Genomic DNA, 17,717 nt, shown 5'->3' with positions numbered 1-17,717 from the left:
TCGGATCCCCCTAGCCCGAGCAGCGCGCCGTGCGCTGCCCGGGCAGCCTGTCCGGGACCGCTCCAGGCGGGCTCGAACGGCCCTCGACGCCGCTCAGGCGTGGCACACCGGGTGGCCGCCGTGGAAGGCCACCATCTCCTCGAACAGCTCGCCGACCGGCAGCGGCGCGCCCGGTTCGGCGCCGTTCTCCTCGGCGTAGGCCCGGCGCAGGTTGGGCACCAGCCGCTCGGTGTCGAGCAGCCCGGCGAACTCGCCGAGGTCGAGCCCGCGGGCCAGGTCCAGCTCGGTGAGCCCGGCGGCCAGGCCCGCGCGGGCGTTGGCGCGCACCCAGCGCAGGTAGTCCTCGTTGGCCGCGATCAGCTCCGGACCGCCGACCGGGCCGTGGCCGGGCACGACGACCAGCGGGTCGAGCGCGCGCAGCCGGGCCAGGGTGTCCAGCGACCCGGACACCGAGCCCATCTGCACGAACGGCGTCACCCCGGACATCACGATGTCGCCCGCGAAGAGCACCCGCGGCTCGGGCAGCCACACAACGGTGTCGTCGGTGCTGTGCGCGGGTCCGAAGTGGAGCAGCTCGGCGCGCAGGTCGCCGACGTGGACGGTGAGCCGGTCGGTGTAGGTGAGGCTGGGCGGGCGGACCTCGATGGCGCCCCAGTCGACGTCGGGCCACAGGCCGGTCAGGTGCAGCCCGGCCGCGGCGGCCTGCTCGCGGGTGCGCCGGTGGCCGAGCACGACGGCCTCGGCGAAGACGAAGTTGCCGAAGGTGTGGTCGCCGTGGAAGTGGGTGTTGACGAGCAGTTCGGGCGCGGTGGGCGAGACCGTGCCGACCAGCTCGCGCAGCCTGCGGGCGCGCGCCTCGGTGGCGGCGGTGTCGACCAGGGCGGTGTGGCCGCCGGAGACCAGCACGCCCGCGTTGTTCAGGCACCAGCCGCCGTCGGGCTGGATGTGGGCGTGCACGCCGTCGGCGACCTCCTCGAGCCGGGTGTCGTCGAGCGCGCTCGGAGTTCGGGTCATGGGCCGACGGTGCCCGGCGGCGGTCGAGCGGTGTTGGAACGCGTCTGGACGGCGAACGGCGCGCGGGCCCTCGCGGGAGGTGTCGGCCTCCCGCGAGGACTCGCGCGCCGTGTGGTCGGCCGCCGCTCAGGCGGTCGGGGCGAGCAGGTCGCGCTGGAGCCTGCGCACCTCGGCGGTCGGCTCCAGACCCAGTTCCTCGTCGAGGATCCGGCGCAGGTCGTGGTAGGCCTGCAGGGCCTCGGCCCGCCTGCCGCAGTGCTGCAGCTCGGTCATCAGCTGCAGGTGGAACCACTCGTTGAGCGGGTAGGACACGACCAGGGCGCGCAGCTCCGGGATCAGGTCGCGGCGCCTGCCCAGCCGCTTGTCGGCCTCGATGCGCAGCTCGGTGGCCCGGATCCGCAGCTCCTCCAGGTGCGTGATGTGTCCACTGAGGACGTCACCGCCGGAGATGTTGGCCAGTGCGGGCCCCCGCCACAGCTCGAGGGCCTGGCGCAGCAGCGCCGCGGCCTGCTCGACCCGGTCCAGGTCGAGCGCCGCGCGGCCCTGGCGGACCAGCCGCTCGAAGTGCTTGGCGTCGACCTGCTCGTCGGCGACGAGCAGCTCGTAGCCCGGCGGCCGGGTGACCAGCACCGGCCCGCCCGGGCCGATCGCGAGGTCGCGGTCGAACATCCGCCTGGTGTGGTAGATGTAGGTCTGCAACGTGGTCAGGCAGCTGCGCGGTGGCTCGTCGCCCCAGAGCTCCCTGATGAACAGGTCCACACTGGTCACCTCGTTCTGCAGCAGCAGCAACGAGAGCACCTTGCACACCTTGGCCGAGCCCGGAACCAGCACCCGGCCGTCCGGCAGGCGTATCTCCAATGGCCCCAGTACCTTGAATTTCAGCATCAGACCCTCCCCGGTCCTCGCCATAAAAATATAAATAGAACGTCAGGCCCCACCCCGACGTGGATATCCGAGATTCGCACCGCGCGAGTTCGCGTGCCGCGCACCGCGCGTTCGCGGACCCATTGGCCCGCCTGCGCGAAATGGTAGCGCGTCCCACATCGACATCACGTGCGCACAACCCCCCTGGCTTCGAGCGTACGGTAGGGGTTACCGGACCGGCAACAACGTAGCGGAACCCGTTCCGGTTGTGTGTGTCAGTTCACAGCACGCAATGCCATCGGGCCAGTTTCCACCCATTCGGAGTACGGTTCACTCGACCAGTGAACGCCGAATAGCGGAAAGTTGTTCGCGGATCATCCGACGAGACACCGCGGCGCCGGTGTGCGAAATCGAGGCGTGGAAAGTCCCGGAATAGACGTGCAGTTCCGCCGATGTGCCCGCCTCGGCCAGCCGGCGCGCGTACAGTGCGCCCTCGTCGCGCAGCGGGTCGAACTCGCACACGCTCACGAAGGCGGCGGGCAGCCCGGACAGGTCGGCCGCGCGGGCGGGCGCGGCGTGGGCGGGCACCGGGTCGAGGTCGCCCAGGTAGTACCGCCAGGTCAGCTCCGCGCTCGCCCGGTCCCACTTGGGCGTGTCGACGAAGCGGCGGGCGGACTCGGTCACCAGCCGGTCGTCGAGCGCGGGGTAGACCAGGCACTGGAACCGCAGCGGCGGCCCGCCCTCGTCGCGGGCGCGCAACGCCAGCGCGGCGGCCAGCCCGCCGCCCGCGCTCTCCCCGCCGACACCGACCCGCGCGGGGTCGATCCCCAGCTCGGTGGCGTGCTCGACCGCCCAGCGCAGGGCGGCGTGGCAGTCCAGCAGCGCGGCGGGGAACGGGTGCTCCGGGGCGAGCCGGTAGGCCACGTTGACCACCACGACGCCCACCACGTCGGCGACCTGCTGCGCGGTGGCGTGCACGGTCTCCAGGTCGCCGAAGACGAACCCGCCCCAGTGCAGGTACAGCAGGCACGGCAGGGCGCCGGGCACCCCGGCGGGACGATAGACCCGAAGCGGCACAACGGTTCCGTCCTCGGCGGTGGCGGTGTGGTCGGCCACCGCGACGTGCGCGGCGCGCGGGTAGGCGGGCTGCGCGCCCGCGATCGCGCGCAGCCGTGCCCGCGCGCCGGCGAGGTCGGTGTAGTCGAGCCGCGGGATCGTGGCCGCCCACGCCGCCAGCTCGGGGTCGAGGTCATGGGCCACGGGCGCACCCCCGGCTCAGGGATCCGGCGAGCCCGTGGCCCGCGGGGGCACGGGCTCGCCGAGTCCTATGTGGATGGTCAGAACGTGACGACGGTGCGCACCCGCGAGTTGCGGCCCGCGAACTCGGTGACCGCCTTGGTCGCCTCGGCGAACGGGTACTCGCGCACCTGGTAGTCGAACCGGCCCGCGGCGGCCGCTTCCACCAGGTCGGCGAACCGGTGGAACCCCTCCTCCACGCCCAGGTAGCTCGCGGTGACGCCGCGGTCGAAGGCGGGCGGGCCGCCCAGGGTGGAGACCAGCAGCCCGTTCTCCCGCACCGCCGCGGCGGTCCCGGCCAGCCCGGGACCGGCGTTGACCAGGTCGACGGCCACGTCCACGCCGTCGGGGCGCAGGTTCAGCGTGTGCGCCACGACGTCGGTGGTGGTGTAGTCGACGACCTCCTCGACCCCGAGCGCGCGCACGTCGGCCGCGGTGGTGGGCGAGGCCGTGGCGATCACGCGCGCGCCCGAGTCGGCCACCAGCTGCAGGAACAGCGCGCCGACCGCGCCGTCGGCGCCGAGCACCAGCACGTCCTGCCCGGCGCCGACCTTGAGCGAGTCGGCGAGCGCGGCGGCCATCAGCAGCGGCGTGGGCAGTGCCGCCGCCCGCGCCGCGCTGAGCCCGGCGGGCCGGTGGGTGATCGTGGGCCCGTCTGCGACGACGGTGTACTCGGCCGCGGCGCCGACCGGGAAGGTCAGCGCCACCACCTCGTCACCGGGCGCGAAGCGGGTCACCCCCGCGCCGACTGCCTCGACCACGCCCGCGGCGTCCACCCCCAGGGTGAACGGGTGCTCGACCGGCATGACCTCGCGCATCACCCCGGTGGCCAGTTTGAGGTCCAGCGGGTTGAGCCCCGCCGCCCGCACGCGCACGAGCACCTGGCCCGCGCCCGGCGCGGGGGCGGGCACCTCGCGCACCGCCAACTCGTCCAGCGGCCCGTAGGACGCGGCAACCAATGCCTTCATCTCGGATGGGTTCCTTCCCGTTCACGCACTCGACTCACGTCGCCAGGTCAGCTTCCGTCGCACTGCCCTGCCGTCCACCACGGCGCTGCCGTGCAGCACCACCACGTCCCCCGACCCCTCGATGTCGCGGACGAGCTCGGTATCCACCTGGTTCGGGTGCGCGCTGACCACGACGGCGTGCCGCACCCGGGGTCCGTCGAGGCGCCAGGTCCCGGCGTAGCCCATGAAGGTCTCCGGGCCGGCGCCGCCGGTGCGCATCATCGAGACGGACATGTGCCCGTCGGCCTGGTAGATCAGCAGTCCGACCGGGTGCTCGCCGAGCGGGCCGGTGCTCTCGGTGCCCGTGGCGTCGACCTCCACGTAGCCCGCGAGCGCCCACGCGCCCACCAGGTCAGCGGGGCGCACTGGAGACCACGTACCGGGCCAGGGCCAGTTCCGCGCCCTGGCCGAACAACCTGCTGGCGGGGCGGCTCTCGTCGTCGAGGAACCGTTGCGGGCTCGGCGGACCCGCGGCGGGGTCGACATAGGTGCCGGGGTCCGGGTCGAGCCGGACCAGGCCCGCTCCCCCGGACCCGGGGTAGGCGCCGTCGAGCACGGTGAACATGCCCATGCCGCCGTTGAGCTGGCGCGGGGCGACCGCGGTCGGGGTGCCGCCGTGGTCGAGCAGCATGTGCTCGCGCGAGGGCAGCAGGTGGCCCAACCGGTCGAGTTCGTGCACTTGGCTCCCGTCGACGAACCAGCGCACGGTGCCCGCGTCGCGGTCGTAGGAGATCTTCAGGTGGTGCTCGTCGGCGGTCGCGCGAGTGGCTACCGGTGTGGCGTAGAGGAAGGAGGCGTAGTCGCCGAGCGTCGGCCTGCCCGCGGCTAGGCGCTCGTAGGTGGCGTAGACGCTCTTGTTGGTGAGGAAGAAAGTGACCACGGTGTAGGTCTCGACGTCGATCAACGGCAACGCGACCGCGCCCAAGCGCAGGTCGTCGTCCGGGTCGGCGACCGCCGCACCGAACGGGTGCGCGCTGGTCCCGTGGCTGCGCGCGGACACCCAGGTCTCGAAGGACAGCACGTGCCCGGGCAGCGCGTCGAAGCCGGGAAGCCCCGTGCTCGCCACGTGGTTGGCGTGCACGAGCCACTTGACGTGGTCGAACACCGCGGGCACGCCCAGGCGGGCCAGCTCGTCGTGGCCGTGCGTCTTGGTGAACGCGGGCAGTCCTGTGTGGACGTTCGTGCCCGCGGCGGCCACCCGCAGGCCCGCGGGCGAGGTGGTGGCCACACCGTCGTCGGCGGCTAACGGACCGGCGGCGTAGAAGCGCCACCGCGCGTCCGGGCCGGTGGTGCGGAAGCCGTCCTGGAAGTCGTCCCAGACGACGCGGTACGAGCCTTCGTCGGTCATGTGCACTCCCCCTGTGCGCCGTGCCGGGACCGTCGGACCACGACCCGGCGCACGGCCGGGGTGGTGGTGGATGACGGCGACCCGCACGTCCTCGCGAGCGCCCTCCCCCCTGGAGGGCACGTGGTCGCGGACGGGCCGCGACCGACCGCGTCGACACCCAAGGTAACCGGAGCGCGTTCCGGATACAACCGACTCGGCGGATTAGTCCCGAACGGGTTCTCGGCGCGCGCACAGCGCGGCGACGATGTCGGCCACGCCGGCCTTGATCTGCTCGACGGTGCGGCCGCGGGCGGTGCGCAGGTGGTCGACTTGGCGCGCGGACACCGCCGCCAGCACCGAATCCGCCAACAGGACGGCGTCCGCACCTGGACGTGCCTGGGTGAACAGGGCGGTCAAATGGGTGTGGTAGAGCGTGTACGGCGCGCTGCGGAAGCGCGCGCCCGGGGAGCTGGTCTCGGCCAGCAGCAACAGGTCCAGCTGCTCGGCGACCCGGTCGACGAGCGCGGCGGCGAACGCGCCGAGCCGCTCGGCCGCGGGTCCGCCCGGGCCCAGTGGCGGCGGTCCGGCGAAGAACGCCTCCTGGAACTCGCGCTCCCGCTCGTCGAGCAGGGCGAACAACAGCCCGGACCGGTCGCCGAAGCGGCGGTAGATGGTGCCGACGCCGATGTCGGCCGCCCGGGCGACCTCGGCGATCGAGAGCCCCTCGGCGCCCCGCGACCGGAAGATGGCCGCGGCGGCCCGCAGGATCTTGTCCCGGTTGCGCGCGGCGTCGGCTCGCTCGACCGGGGCACGCTCCGCCCTCGGCAGCGGTCCGAAGGAGAGCGGCTCGGGTCCGCGCTTGGTCATCGCGGTCCCTCCACCGGTGCCGGGGGTGGACCACCCCAGGTCACCCGTTCGTGGAACCGAGGGTAACCCACCCGACCCGACGGGGTTTCGAGCACCGTTCGAGCCGGACACCGCAGGCTGACCGGCGATCACGCTTAGTCCCCTGGGGAAAGGACCGGCCTGAGATGTTCTCTTGCGACGGTGCGCGATGAGCCGCCGGGTGGTCATCACCGGCATCGGTGTCCGCGCGCCGGGAGGCCGCGGCACCAAGGAGTTCTGGGACCTGCTCACCGCGGGGCGCACGGCCACCCGGCCGATCTCGTCCTTCGACGCCTCGCCGTTCCGCTCGCGGGTGGCGGGTGAGGTGGACTTCGACCCGGCGCTGGAGGGCATCACCCCGCGCGAGCTGCGGCGGATGGACCGGGCGACGCAGTTCGCCGTGGCGTGCGCGCGCGAGGCGGTCGCCGACAGCGGTGTGGCGTTCGCGGGGGTGGACCCGCACCGGGTCGGGGTGGTGCTGGGCAGCGCGGTGGCCGCGGCGACCAGCCTGGAGAACGAGTACCTGGTGATGTCCGACAGCGGCCGGGAGTGGCTCGCCGACCCGGCTTACCTGTCGCCGCACATGTTCGACTACCTGAGCCCGGGCGTGATGGCCGCCGAGGTGGCGTGGACGGTCGGTGCGGAGGGGCCGGTGACGATGGTGTCCGACGGGTGCACCTCCGGGCTGGACGCCGTCGGCTACGCGGTGCGGCTGATCCGGGAGGGCACCGTGGACACCGCGGTGGCCGGTGCGACCGACACGCCGATCACGCCCATCGTGGTGGCCTGCTTCGACGCGATCAAGGCCACCAGCACCTACAACGACGACCCCGGGCACGCCTCGCGCCCGTTCGACGCCTCGCGCAACGGGTTCGTGCTCGCCGAGGGCGCGGCGGTGTTCGTGCTCGAGGAGCTCGGGGCCGCGCTGGCCCGCGGCGCGACCCCGTACGCCGAGGTCACCGGCTTCGCCACCCGGTGCAACGCCTACCACATGACCGGGCTGAAGACCGACGGCCGCGAGCTGGCCGAGGCGATCCGGGTGGCGCTCGACGAGTCCGAAGTGGACCCGTCGGCGGTGGACTACGTCAACGCGCACGGGTCGGGCACCAAGCAGAACGACCGGCACGAGACGGCCGCCTTCAAGCGGGCGCTGGGCGAGCACGCGCGGCGGGTACCGGTCAGCTCGATCAAGTCGATGGTGGGGCACTCGCTGGGCGCGATCGGCTCGATCGAGATCGCCGCGTCCGCGCTGGCGATCCGGCACGACGTGGTGCCGCCGACGGCGAACCTGCACCGGCCGGACCCCGAGTGCGACCTGGACTACGTGCCGCTGACCGCGCGCGAGCTGACCGTGGACACGGTGCTGTCGGTGGGCAGCGGGTTCGGCGGCTTCCAGAGCGCGATGGTGCTGCGCGCGCCGGGGAGGCGGTGATGGGGGTGACGGCGATGGGGTCGACGGTGGTGACCGGGATGGCGGTGGTCGCGCCGAACGGGGTGGGCACCGAGCGGTACTGGAAGGCCGTGCTGGCGGGCGAGAGCGGCATCGGCGCGCTGACCCGGTTCGACGCGACCGGCTACCCGAGCGGGCTCGCCGGGCAGGTCGAGGACTTCGACCCGGCCGCGCACCTGCCGAGCAGGCTGCTGCCGCAGACCGACACCTCGACCCGGCTGGCGCTGGCCTCGGCCGACTGGGCGCTGCTCGACGCGCGGGTCGACCGGTCCACCCTGCGCGACTACGACAAGGGCACCGTGCTGGCCAACGCGCTGGGCGGCTTCGAGTTCACCCACCGCGAGTTCCGCAAGCTCTGGGCCAAGGGACCGGGGTTCGTCTCGGTCTACGAGTCCTTCGCGTGGTTCTACGCGGTCAACACCGGCCAGATCTCCATCCGCAACGAGCTACGCGGTCCGGGCGCGGCGCTGGTCGGCGAGCAGGCGGGCGGGCTCGACGCGCTCGGCCACGCCCGCCGCACGGTGCGCGCCGGGACGCCGCTGGTGGTGGCGGGCGGGGTCGACTCGGCGCTGGACCCGTGGGGCTGGGCCGCGCAGCTGGCGGGTGGGCGGGTGAGCACGGCGACCGACCCGGCGCTGGCGTACCTGCCGTTCGACAAGCGCGCGGCGGGACACGTGCCCGGCGAGGGCGGCGCGATCCTGGTCTTGGAGGACCAGGCAAGCGCGCTGGCCCGCGGGATCTCCCGTCCGCACGGCGAGATCGCCGGCTACGCGGCGACCTTCGACCCGCGCCCCGGCAGTGGGCGCCCACCCGGGCTGCGCCGCGCGGCCGAGCTGGCGATCACCGACGCGGGGTTGACCCCCGCCGAGGTCGACGTGGTCTTCGCCGACGGGGCCGGGGTCCCGGAGCTGGACGCGGCCGAGGCCGAGGCGATCCGCGGGGTGTTCGGCCCCGGGGGTGTGCCGGTCACCGTGCCCAAGGCGTTGACCGGGCGGCTGTACTCCGGTGGCGGGCCGGTGGACGTGGTGACCGCGCTGCTGGCGATCCGCGACGGGGTCATCCCGGCGAGCGGGGCCAGCGCGGACGTGCCGTCGGAGTACGGGATCGACCTCGTCCGGGGCGAGCCGCGAGCCGCGCCGCTGGGCGCCGCGCTGGTGCTGGCGCGGGGGCGATGGGGGTTCAACGCGGCCGTGGTCGTGCGGGCCGCGACAACTGACAAGGGGGACAGGACATGACAACGATGAACATCGACGATTTGCGACGGGTGATCGTGGCGGCGGCCGGGGCGGATGAGACCCTGCGACTGGCCGGGGACATCACCGACACGCCGTTCGAGGAGCTGGGCTACGACTCGCTGGCGCTGATGGAGTGCGCGGCGCTGGTCGAGCAGGAGTACGGGGTGTCGATCCCGGAGGACGAGCTGGCCGAGGCCCGCACACCGGGCGCGCTGTTGGCCCTGGTCAACGGGTCGGTGGCGCGATGACCACGCACCGGGCCGAACACGCGCAGGTGATCAACGCGACACCGGATGTCCTGTATGGACTCGTCGCGGATGTCGGGGTGTGGCCCGCGATCTTCAGGCCGTGCGTGCACGTGCACCGGCTGTCGCAGGGTTCGAGGACGGAGCGGTTCCGGATCTGGGCCACCGTCAACGGGTCCGTTGTGGACTGGACCTCCCGACGCGAACTGGACCCCGACCGGTTGCGGGTCGAGTTCGCGCAGGAGGTGAGCAGTCCACCGGTCACCGCGATGTCGGGCTCCTGGGTGTTCCGGGAGCTGGCAGGCGGGCGGACCGAGGTGGTGCTGACCCACCAGTTCAGCGTGGTGGACGACGCACCGGGGTCGGTCGCGTCGGTACACGCGGCACTGGACCGGAACAGCGCCGCCGAACTGGGGGCGTTGGCCCGGGTGGCACAGGCCGGTCACCCGGTCGACGACCTGCTGTTCTCATTCACCGACGAGGTCTCGCTACCCGGGTCCGCCGCGGCGGCGTACGAGTTCGTGGCCCGGGCCGACCTGTGGGCCGAGCGATTGCCACACGTCTCCCGGGTCGTGGTCGGGTCGCACGGGGGCGGGGTCCAGGAACTGGAGATGGACACCGTGACCCCAGACGGCACCAGCCACCGAACCCAGTCGTTGCGGGTGTGCTCCGATGGAGAGTGGATCTCCTACAAGCAGGTACAACCACCACGGTTGTTGCTGGGGCACGGGGGTTTGTGGACGTTCACACAAAACGGAGACCTCGTGGTGGCTACCGCGACGCACACTGTCGTGCTCGATCCGGCCGCGGTGGCGGAGCTGACCGGCGGAACCGTCGCAGAAGCCCGCCAGTCCGTTCGGGAAGCATTGGGACGCAACAGCCTGGCCACCCTAGGACACGCACTAGCAGCCGCCACGATCGCCTAGCACCACCACCACTTTCCCATTCGCCCTTCTCTTCTCTTTCTCTACTCACCAACCCAGCCACCCAACCAAGCAGCACCAGGCCCCGACAAGTCCCTCCTGACCAGCCCTCCCCCTGCATTCCATACGCAGCCAAAACACGGCCTGCGGTTTCTTTGTCAAGGTACTCTCTCCCGCCTTGACAAAGAACCGCAGGCCGTAGTCACACTTGGCGTAGGGGATTCAGGGACACCCTGCACGACCCACAAGCGAGCCACAAGCCATCAGGAAGCCGAACGCAGCACGAAATCAGTCAACGCCACAGACAGTTCATGCCGATTAGCCCGATAGTCCACACAATAACGAGTCGGATACCACCCAGCGACCTTCCAAGCCGCGGGCGGTTTGATGTCCCGGCAAGCCCCACGCCCACTCTGCACCACCTCCACCAGCCAAGCCCGCGTGATCATCGGTTCGTAGAACGTGATGTCACCCGCATAAGCGCCGTACATGAACGTATGAGTGAAGGTGGCCCCGTTGAACTCAGGCCCGGTCGGGTCGGTGAGGTGGTTGCCCATGGCGGACACCACCGCCCCCACATCGGCGAAGTCGGCCGGGCGGTAGCGGTCCGGCACCGGCACGTGTGCCGTGGCGAGGTCGTCGCAGTTGATAAGACCCTCTCCCCCGCACGGCCCGGTGCGGATGGCGTCCCTGGCCGCTTGGTCCTGCATGTACAGGTGGAAGTCGAAGTGGGGCAGGCCGTAGATGGTGCCCGGCGCGTGGCCGTGCGGGTCCCAGGTGATCAGGCCCCAGGTGAAGGGGCCGCCGACCCGGGCGGTGAACTCGCGCGGCAGGTCCAGGGTCGTGTCGTGGCTGTGCACGCACTCGGTGTGCTGGTCGACCTTGCCGTTCCCGTCGACGTCGTGGCAGTGGGTGCCGTCGGTCATCGCGGTGGGCAGGCCGTCGAGGGCGTCGGCGTCGAAGACGAAGCCGAGTCGCACGGGTTGGGGACCGCGGAGTTGGGCGAAGGTCTGGATCTGGGCGCGGCCCATGGGTTTCGGTGTGCCGTAGACCGCGCACGGGCCCGGGTAGGAGCGGGTGGCCCGGTAGACCTCGGCTGCCAGCGACGTGGGCAGGACCCCGTCGCGTTGGGTGTCCTGCGGGTCGCCCTGCAAGCACACGGCCTCGGTGGCGGGGTGGCGGTCCGGGAGGGCCGCCGCCGCGACGAGGGCCGCGCCCAGCACGCCCGCCAGGACGAGCGCCGTGACGCGTCGGGATCGTTGGTGTGACAAGGTTTCTCGTCTCCCGTCAGAAGGTCAGGCGGTCTTGGGTGACGTGCCGGGAGCGGTTGCGCAGTTGTCCCGCTTCGCGGACGAGCACGTCGCGGACCAGGCAGCTCGGGCCGACCACCTGGTCGCCGCCGGGGCGGACGGTGATCGCGTAGGCGTAGAAGCTCGCGGTGAGGGCGCCGCCGGGGGCCGGGTCGAGGACGATCATGTCGAACCAGTGCCTGCGGACCACCGGGTCGCCGTCGAAGCGGCGGTGGAACTCGTGCAGCTCGGCGACGATCCCGGCGCGGGTGGACACCGCGTGGCCGGGGGTGTGGCTGAACTCGCCGTCCTCGGTGAACGTGGCGGCGAAGGCGGGGAAGTCCCGGTCGTCGAGCAGGCGCATCTGGCGGGCGTAGAAGTGCTGGACCTCGGCGTAGCGCTCGGCGGTTACCTCGGTGGTGCTCTCGGTGGTCGTCATCGGCCCCTCCAGGTTGGTCGACACGGGTAGGAGCACCACCGTGACCAGGGCCGCTAGTGGCGCGCTCGAAGCGTGGGCGGGGGTGCCTCAAGGGCGGTTCGTCCGGGGTTCGAGGGCGCCGGGCCAGCCTTCACACCGTCCGGTGCAGCACGGTCGAGGGAGGAACACACCATGGCGCGACCCGAGCGGCCCGTCGCCGTCGTGACCGGCGCGACGAGCGGGATGGGGCTGGCGATCACCGAGCGCCTGGCGGCGGACGGGGCGAGCGTGTACGTCTGCGCGCGGCACGCCGACGTCCTCGCCGCCACGGTGAAGTCCCTCCAGGACAAGGGCCACGACGTCGACGGGAGCGCCTGCGACGTGACCGTGCCCGCGGAGGTCGGCGCGTTCGTCGACGCCGCGGTCGACCGGTTCGGGCCGGTTGACGTGCTGGTCAACAACGCCGGGCGCAGCGGTGGCGGGGCCACCGCCGAGCTCACCGACGAGCTCTGGTTCGACGTGATCAACACCAACCTGAACAGCGTGTTCCTGGTGACCAGGGCGGTGCTCACCCGGGGCGGGCTGGCGGACCGGGGCTGGGGCCGGGTGGTCAACATCGCCTCCACCGGCGGCAAGCAGGGCGTGGTGCACGCCGCGCCGTACTCGGCGTCCAAGCACGGGGTGGTGGGGTTCACCAAGGCCCTGGGGCTGGAGCTGGCCAAGACCGGCGTCACGGTCAACGCGGTGTGCCCGGGTTTCGTCGAGACGCCGATGGCCGAGCGGGTGCGCGAGCACTACGCCGACATCTGGGGCGTGTCGGTCGACGAGGCGTTCGACCGGATCACCGCCCGGGTGCCGGTCGGGCGCTACGTCCAGGTCGAGGAGGTGGCCGCGATGGTCGCCTACCTCGTCGGCGAGGGCACCGGGGCGGTGACCGCGCAGGCGCTCAACGTCTGCGGCGGCCTCGGCAACTACTGACCGGGCGCGCCGATGACGCTGACCGCGCCGCCGCGCCGGATCACCGCGGGCGACGACGAACTGCGCGCGCACTTGGCCGAGGCCGACGTGCCCGCGCTGCTGATCGCGATCGCCCACCTGACCGGGGACTTCTCCTTGCTGAGGACCGATTACGCGGACACCGGGTGGCTCTTCCGGCCGCAGGGCGGGCTCCCCACCGCCCGGCAGGAGCAGGTCCGCGAGCGGGCGTTGGCAGCCCTGGCGCGTTACCGCGACCAGGGCTGCCCGCCGGTCCCGCCGCCGGACGAGTCGGCGCTGGCCCGGGTCGCCGAGTGGGCGCTGGGCCCCGGCGGCGCGGAGTTCGCGCCGCTGCTGGCCGAGGAGGTGGTGGGGGCCGGGGACGACCCGAAGGTCCCTGGCTGGCACGTCGAGGACGTGGCGCCGGACCGCGAGCTGCGGGTCGGGGTCATCGGCGCCGGGATGAGCGGGCTGCTGGCCGCGCACCGGTTGACGCAGGCAGGCGTGCCGGTCACCGTGTTCGAGAAGAACCCCGAGGTCGGTGGGACCTGGTGGGAGAACACGTACCCGGGCTGCCGGGTGGACGTGCCGAGCCACCTCTACGGCTACTCGTTCGCGGCCAAGTCGGACTGGCCGGACTACTTCTGCGCGCAGGACGAGCTGCTCGCCTACTTCCGCGACTTCGCCAAGGAGTTCGGTCTGCGCGACCGCGTCCGGTTCGACACCGAGGTGCGCGCGGCGGCGTGGGACGAGGACAGCGCCACGTGGCGGCTGACCCTGGACACCCCGGACGGGCCGGACACCGCCGAGGTCGAGGTGTTGGTGAGCGCGGTCGGCCAGCTCAACCGCCCGTCGCTACCGGACATCCCCGGCCGCGACGACTTCACCGGGCCCGCGTTCCACTCGGCGCGCTGGGACCACTCGGTGGACCTCGCGGGCAAGCGCGTCGGGGTGATCGGCACCGGCGCGAGCGCGTTCCAGATCGTGCCGGCGATCGCCGACGAGGTGGCCGAACTGACTGTCTTCCAACGCACCCCGGCCTGGCTGCGGCCGACCCCGCACTACCGCTCCCCCGTGCCCGTGGGCCTGCGGTGGTTGTTCGAGCATGTGCCGTACTACCTGGCGTGGTACCGGTTCTGGCTGTTCGCGCCCGGTCTGCGGGGTGTGCTGGAGGCGTGGGTGGTCGACCCCGACTACCCACCCACCGAACGCGCGGTGTCGCGACTCAACGAGGAGATGCGGGGCGCACTCGCCGACGCCATGGACGCCCAGCTGGCCGACGCGCCATGGCTGCGCCCGCACGTCGTGCCCGACTACCCGGTGGGCGCCAAGCGGGTCCTGCGCGATGACGGCGCCTGGCTCGCCACGCTCAAACGCCCGGACGTCCACCTGGTCACCGACGCCATCGAACGGATCACCCCGACCGGGGTACGCACCGATGGCGGCGGCGACCACCCGCTCGACGTCGTCGTCTACGCCACCGGTTTCGCCGCGTCGGGGTTCCTGGCGCCGATGCGGGTGACCGGTCGGGATGGGGTCGACTTGCACGAGGCGTGGGACGGCGACGCCCGCGCGTACCTGGGCATGACCGTGCCCGGGTTCCCGAACCTGTTCTGCCTCTACGGCCCCAACACCAACCTGTCCGGCCAGGGCGGCAGCATCTTCTACTTCTCCGAGTGCGCGGTCGGCTACCTGCTCGACGCGGTCCGGCTGCTGCTCACCGGCGGGCACCGCGCGCTGTCGGTGCGCCGCGCCGCGCACGACGACCACAACGCCTGGGTCGACGCGGCCAACCGCGAGCGCGCCTGGGGCTTCTCGTCGGTGCGCACCTGGGCGGTCGACCGCGCGCGGGGCCGGTCGGCGCAGAACTGGCCCTTCTCCGCGCTGGAGTACTGGCGGCGCACCCGAGCAGTGCACCCGGCCGACTACGAGCTGGGTTGAGACAGCAGACACGAGAGGACGGCGATGGCGAGCATCAACAGGCGCGGGGTCTTGATCGGTGCGGCGGCGGGGGCCGCCGCGGCCGGTGGGCTCGCGGCGGTCACCCCGGGCAACGCCGCGGAACCGGCGGTGGGATCGGTGGCGGAGCGGGCGGCGGTGCGCCCGGGCGACCCGCGCTACGCCGAGCTCGTCGTGGGCAACAACCGCCGGTTCGTGGCCCGGCCCGAGGCGGTGCGGCTGGTGCGCGACGCCGACCAGGTCGTGCGGGCGGTGCGGGACGCGGTGCGCGCCGGCAAGCGGGTCACCGTGCGCAGCGGCGGGCACTGCTACGCGGACTTCGTCTACAACGACGCCACCCAGGTGGTCATCGACCTGTCCACTATGGACCGGATCGACTACGACGAGCGGCGGCGCGCGTTCTCGGTCGAGGCTGGTGCCCAGCTCGGCGACGTGTACGCCACCCTCTACCGGGGTTGGGGCGTGGTCGTCCCGGGCGGGGTGTGCCTGACCGTCGGCGTGGGCGGGCACGCCTGCGGCGGCGGGTACGGGCTGCTGTCGCGGCGGTACGGCGTCGTCGCCGACCACATCGAGGCGGTCGAGGTCGTGGTGGTGGACCGCGACGGCGACGTCCGCAAGGTGGTCGCCAGTCGCGACCCCAGGGACCCGAACCACGACCTGTGGTGGGCGTGCACCGGTGGTGGCGGGGGCAACTTCGGGATCATCACCCGGTACTGGTTCCGCTCGGCCGACGCCCGCGGGAGCGACCCGGGCGAGCAGCTGCCGCGCCCGCCGCGCGAGGTGCTGGTGCACCGGATGGGGATGCCGTGGCAGGGCTTGTCCCTGACCGCGTTCACCAACCTGCTGCGCAACTACGGCGACTGGCACGTGGCCAACACCGCCGCCGACTCCCCGTACGCCGCGTTGTCCGGTGGCGTCTTCCTGGCGCACAAGGCAAGCGGTGGTATCGGCCTGCTGACCCAGATGGACGCCACGCTGCCCGGAGCCGAGCGGCTGCTGGCCGACTACCTGGCCGCGGTCAGCAAGGACACCGGCATGTTCATCCCGCCCGCGCGGCGGCTCCCGTGGCTGGCCGCCACCCGCAAGATCGGCACCGCCGACCCGGCCCTGCTCACCGACCCCACCAAGCGCGGAGCGGTGAAGAGCGCCTACATGCGCAAGGGTTTCACCGACGCGCAGATCGCCACCCTGTACCGGAACATGACCCGCGACGACTACGCCAACCCCACCGCGACCCTCCAGCTCTACGGCGTGGCGGGCGGCCGGGTGAACACGGTGCCGCCGGGCGCGACCGCCTACGTCCACCGCGACGCCGCGTTCCTGGCCCTGTTCGAGAACTTCTGGGACGAGGCGGCCGAGGACCCGGCCCACCTGCGCTGGCTGCGCGAGACCTACGCCGACGCCTTCGCGGCCACCGGCGGCTACCCGGTCCCCAACGCGCAGACCGGCGGCTGCTACATCAACTCGCCGGACCCGGAGATCCGCGACCTGTCGGTCAACCGCTCCGGGGTGCCCTGGTCGACCCTGTACTACGGCGCGAACTACCCGCGCCTGCGCCAGGTCAAGTCGCGCTGGGACCCGACGAACTTCTTCCGCCACTCCCAGTCCGTCGAGCCCGCCTGATGTCCACTGTGGACCACGAAGGGAGTGGGGCATGACCCTCACCCACGACACCACGATCACCGCGACCGCCCCCGGACTGGCCGCGCTGGCCGCCGAGCACGCGGTCACCTCCGAGGCCGGGCGCACGCTCGCGCCACCGGTCGTCGAGGCGCTGCGCGCCTCCGGGTTCGCGCGGCACTTCGTCCCGCGCGCGCACGGCGGCTCGGCGGGCACGTTCGTCGAGCTGAGCCGGGCGGTGGCCGTCCTGGGCGCCGCCTGCCCGGCGACCGCGTGGTGCGCCTCGATCGCGGCCAGCCTGTCCAGGATGGCCGCCTACCTGCCCGCGACGGGCCAGCACGAGGTCTGGGGGCAGGGCCCGGACCCGGTGGTGGTCGGGTCGCTCATGCCGCTCGGCACGGTGACAGCCGTGCCGGGCGGCTGGCGGCTCAGCGGCGAGTGGCCCTACGTCAGCGGCGTCGACTTCGCCGACTGGGCGCTGCTGTGCGGGATGGCGCCGGGCGACAACGGCCCGGTGGGGATGATGTTCGCGGTTCCGCGCGCGTCGTTCGCGGTGCGCGACACCTGGCTCAACGTCGGCATGCAGGCGACCGGTAGCAATACCGTCAGCACCGCCGAGGTGTTCGTACCGGCCCATCGGGCGTTCCCGCGCGAGGACTTGTTCACCGGTGGGGCCATGGCGTCTAGCGCGCACTGTCACCAGGTGCCGTTGCAGGCGGTCAACGGGCTCTCGTTCGCCACGCCCGCGCTCGGGGCCGCGCGCGGGGCGTTGGCCTCTGCGTCGGCGTACATCGCGGGCAAGCTGCGCGCACCGGCGAGAGGTCCCGGGCTCACCCGGGCCACCTACGACACCGTGTTGGCCCGCTCGGCCGGTGAGATCGACGCGGTGGAGCTGCTGTTCGACCGGGCCTCGGCCACCGCCGACCGCGGCAGCGATGTGACCCCGCTGGAGGTGGCCCGCACGCTGCGCGACTGCGCGCTGGGCGTGGAGACACTGGTCGGCGCCGTCGACCGGCTGTTCCGGGCCGCCGGGACCACCGGCCAGTCGGTGGCCAACCCGCTGCAGCGGTACTGGCGGGACGTGAACTCCGCGTCCACCCACGTCGCGCTGCAGCTGGAGCCCGCCGCGATCGCCTACACCGACCGGTTGCTGGAACTGTGAGGGGTCCCGGTCCCCCACCGGGGACCGGGACCCGCGCTCACCCGCTAG

17 protein-coding genes are annotated in these 17,717 nt (G+C 72.7%); 8 read left to right on the top strand and 9 right to left on the bottom strand.

Annotation, left to right across the window (positions count from 1 at the left end):
* Nucleotides 1–93: 93 nt before the first annotated feature.
* The 7 genes from QSK30_RS12505 to QSK30_RS12475 form a co-directional block, all read right to left on the bottom strand.
* Entirely contained in the window at nt 94–1,014 is a 921-nt protein-coding gene (locus tag QSK30_RS12505) for an MBL fold metallo-hydrolase (RefSeq protein ID WP_285502436.1), read from the bottom strand.
* 126 nt (nt 1,015–1,140) lie between these two features.
* Nucleotides 1,141–1,899 (bottom strand): AfsR/SARP family transcriptional regulator, encoded by a 759-nt coding sequence (locus QSK30_RS12500; protein ID WP_285502434.1) that lies wholly within the window; start codon nt 1,897–1,899, stop codon nt 1,141–1,143.
* A 309-nt stretch (nt 1,900–2,208) separates the two neighbouring features.
* On the bottom strand, nt 2,209–3,138 hold the full coding sequence (locus QSK30_RS12495) for an alpha/beta hydrolase (protein ID WP_285502433.1): 930 nt from the start codon (nt 3,136–3,138) through the stop codon (nt 2,209–2,211).
* A 77-nt stretch (nt 3,139–3,215) separates the two neighbouring features.
* The gene (locus tag QSK30_RS12490) at nt 3,216–4,142 is read right to left on the bottom strand and encodes an NADP-dependent oxidoreductase (RefSeq protein WP_285502431.1); all 927 of its coding nucleotides are present in this window, start codon (nt 4,140–4,142) and stop codon (nt 3,216–3,218) included.
* A gap of 21 nt (nt 4,143–4,163) precedes the next feature.
* Entirely contained in the window at nt 4,164–4,547 is a 384-nt protein-coding gene (locus tag QSK30_RS12485) for a lipocalin-like domain-containing protein (RefSeq protein WP_285502429.1), read from the bottom strand.
* Nucleotides 4,534–5,529: a DUF6081 family protein gene (locus QSK30_RS12480; protein ID WP_285502427.1), complete on the bottom strand. Its 996-nt coding sequence runs from the start codon at nt 5,527–5,529 to the stop codon at nt 4,534–4,536. The genes QSK30_RS12485 and QSK30_RS12480 overlap by 14 nt, the downstream gene beginning before the upstream one ends.
* A 201-nt stretch (nt 5,530–5,730) precedes the next feature.
* Nucleotides 5,731–6,375 (bottom strand): TetR/AcrR family transcriptional regulator, encoded by a 645-nt coding sequence (locus QSK30_RS12475; RefSeq protein ID WP_285502425.1) that lies wholly within the window; start codon nt 6,373–6,375, stop codon nt 5,731–5,733.
* A 187-nt stretch (nt 6,376–6,562) separates the two neighbouring features.
* On the opposite strand from QSK30_RS12475, the gene QSK30_RS12470 reads away from it, so the two are divergent.
* From QSK30_RS12470 to QSK30_RS12455, 4 genes are read left to right on the top strand one after another with little or no spacing between them, the layout of a single operon-like run.
* On the top strand, nt 6,563–7,825 hold the full coding sequence (locus QSK30_RS12470) for a beta-ketoacyl-[acyl-carrier-protein] synthase family protein (protein WP_285502423.1): 1,263 nt from the start codon (nt 6,563–6,565) through the stop codon (nt 7,823–7,825).
* Complete coding sequence (locus tag QSK30_RS12465; protein WP_285502420.1) at nt 7,825–9,078, top strand: ketosynthase chain-length factor; 1,254 nt, start codon at nt 7,825–7,827, stop codon at nt 9,076–9,078. The genes QSK30_RS12470 and QSK30_RS12465 overlap by 1 nt, the downstream gene beginning before the upstream one ends.
* A gap of 5 nt (nt 9,079–9,083) precedes the next feature.
* The gene (locus QSK30_RS12460; protein WP_285502418.1) at nt 9,084–9,326 is read left to right on the top strand and encodes an acyl carrier protein; all 243 of its coding nucleotides are present in this window, start codon (nt 9,084–9,086) and stop codon (nt 9,324–9,326) included.
* Nucleotides 9,323–10,249: an aromatase/cyclase gene (locus QSK30_RS12455; protein WP_285502416.1), complete on the top strand. Its 927-nt coding sequence runs from the start codon at nt 9,323–9,325 to the stop codon at nt 10,247–10,249. Before QSK30_RS12460 ends, QSK30_RS12455 begins: the two co-directional genes overlap by 4 nt.
* 260 nt (nt 10,250–10,509) lie before the next feature.
* Here the strand turns inward: QSK30_RS12455 and QSK30_RS12450 are convergent, their stop codons facing one another.
* Nucleotides 10,510–11,517 (bottom strand): hypothetical protein, encoded by a 1,008-nt coding sequence (locus tag QSK30_RS12450; protein WP_285502414.1) that lies wholly within the window; start codon nt 11,515–11,517, stop codon nt 10,510–10,512.
* A 16-nt stretch (nt 11,518–11,533) separates the two neighbouring features.
* Nucleotides 11,534–11,974: a nuclear transport factor 2 family protein gene (locus QSK30_RS12445; protein WP_285502412.1), complete on the bottom strand. Its 441-nt coding sequence runs from the start codon at nt 11,972–11,974 to the stop codon at nt 11,534–11,536.
* 171 nt (nt 11,975–12,145) lie between these two features.
* Between QSK30_RS12445 and QSK30_RS12440 the strand changes: the two genes are divergently transcribed.
* From QSK30_RS12440 to QSK30_RS12425, 4 genes are read left to right on the top strand one after another with little or no spacing between them, the layout of a single operon-like run.
* Nucleotides 12,146–12,931 carry an SDR family NAD(P)-dependent oxidoreductase gene (locus tag QSK30_RS12440; RefSeq protein WP_285502410.1) on the top strand — a complete coding sequence of 262 codons (786 nt, stop codon included), beginning with the start codon at nt 12,146–12,148 and terminating at the stop codon, nt 12,929–12,931.
* 12 nt (nt 12,932–12,943) lie between these two features.
* Nucleotides 12,944–14,869, top strand: coding sequence for a flavin-containing monooxygenase (locus QSK30_RS12435; RefSeq protein WP_285502409.1), 1,926 nt, complete (start codon nt 12,944–12,946; stop codon nt 14,867–14,869).
* A 24-nt stretch (nt 14,870–14,893) separates the two neighbouring features.
* Nucleotides 14,894–16,510 carry an FAD-binding oxidoreductase gene (locus tag QSK30_RS12430; RefSeq protein WP_285502407.1) on the top strand — a complete coding sequence of 539 codons (1,617 nt, stop codon included), beginning with the start codon at nt 14,894–14,896 and terminating at the stop codon, nt 16,508–16,510.
* 31 nt (nt 16,511–16,541) lie between these two features.
* The gene (locus tag QSK30_RS12425) at nt 16,542–17,669 is read left to right on the top strand and encodes an acyl-CoA dehydrogenase family protein (RefSeq protein WP_285502405.1); all 1,128 of its coding nucleotides are present in this window, start codon (nt 16,542–16,544) and stop codon (nt 17,667–17,669) included.
* Nucleotides 17,670–17,717: the final 48 nt, after the last annotated feature.

Source organism: Actinokineospora sp. NBRC 105648 (assembly GCF_030269645.1).
GTDB lineage: Bacteria > Actinomycetota > Actinomycetes > Mycobacteriales > Pseudonocardiaceae > Actinokineospora.
Note: the sequence above shows the minus strand (reverse complement) of the source record. Positions and strands in the feature narration are given on the sequence as shown.

Excerpts from the sequence above, each read along its gene's own strand:
- QSK30_RS12505 (WP_285502436.1), bottom strand. The coding sequence starts at position 1,014 with ATGACCCGAACTCCGAGCGCGCTCGACGACACCCGGCTCGAGGAGGTC.
- QSK30_RS12500 (WP_285502434.1), bottom strand. The coding sequence starts at position 1,899 with ATGCTGAAATTCAAGGTACTGGGGCCATTGGAGATACGCCTGCCGGAC.
- QSK30_RS12490 (WP_285502431.1), bottom strand. The coding sequence starts at position 4,142 with ATGAAGGCATTGGTTGCCGCGTCCTACGGGCCGCTGGACGAGTTGGCG.
- QSK30_RS12480 (WP_285502427.1), bottom strand. The coding sequence starts at position 5,529 with ATGACCGACGAAGGCTCGTACCGCGTCGTCTGGGACGACTTCCAGGAC.
- QSK30_RS12475 (WP_285502425.1), bottom strand. The coding sequence starts at position 6,375 with ATGACCAAGCGCGGACCCGAGCCGCTCTCCTTCGGACCGCTGCCGAGG.
- QSK30_RS12470 (WP_285502423.1), top strand. The coding sequence starts at position 6,563 with ATGAGCCGCCGGGTGGTCATCACCGGCATCGGTGTCCGCGCGCCGGGA.
- QSK30_RS12465 (WP_285502420.1), top strand. The coding sequence starts at position 7,825 with ATGGGGGTGACGGCGATGGGGTCGACGGTGGTGACCGGGATGGCGGTG.
- QSK30_RS12460 (WP_285502418.1), top strand. The coding sequence starts at position 9,084 with ATGAACATCGACGATTTGCGACGGGTGATCGTGGCGGCGGCCGGGGCG.
- QSK30_RS12455 (WP_285502416.1), top strand. The coding sequence starts at position 9,323 with ATGACCACGCACCGGGCCGAACACGCGCAGGTGATCAACGCGACACCG.
- QSK30_RS12445 (WP_285502412.1), bottom strand. The coding sequence starts at position 11,974 with ATGACGACCACCGAGAGCACCACCGAGGTAACCGCCGAGCGCTACGCC.
- QSK30_RS12440 (WP_285502410.1), top strand. The coding sequence starts at position 12,146 with ATGGCGCGACCCGAGCGGCCCGTCGCCGTCGTGACCGGCGCGACGAGC.
- QSK30_RS12435 (WP_285502409.1), top strand. The coding sequence starts at position 12,944 with ATGACGCTGACCGCGCCGCCGCGCCGGATCACCGCGGGCGACGACGAA.
- QSK30_RS12430 (WP_285502407.1), top strand. The coding sequence starts at position 14,894 with ATGGCGAGCATCAACAGGCGCGGGGTCTTGATCGGTGCGGCGGCGGGG.
- QSK30_RS12425 (WP_285502405.1), top strand. The coding sequence starts at position 16,542 with ATGACCCTCACCCACGACACCACGATCACCGCGACCGCCCCCGGACTG.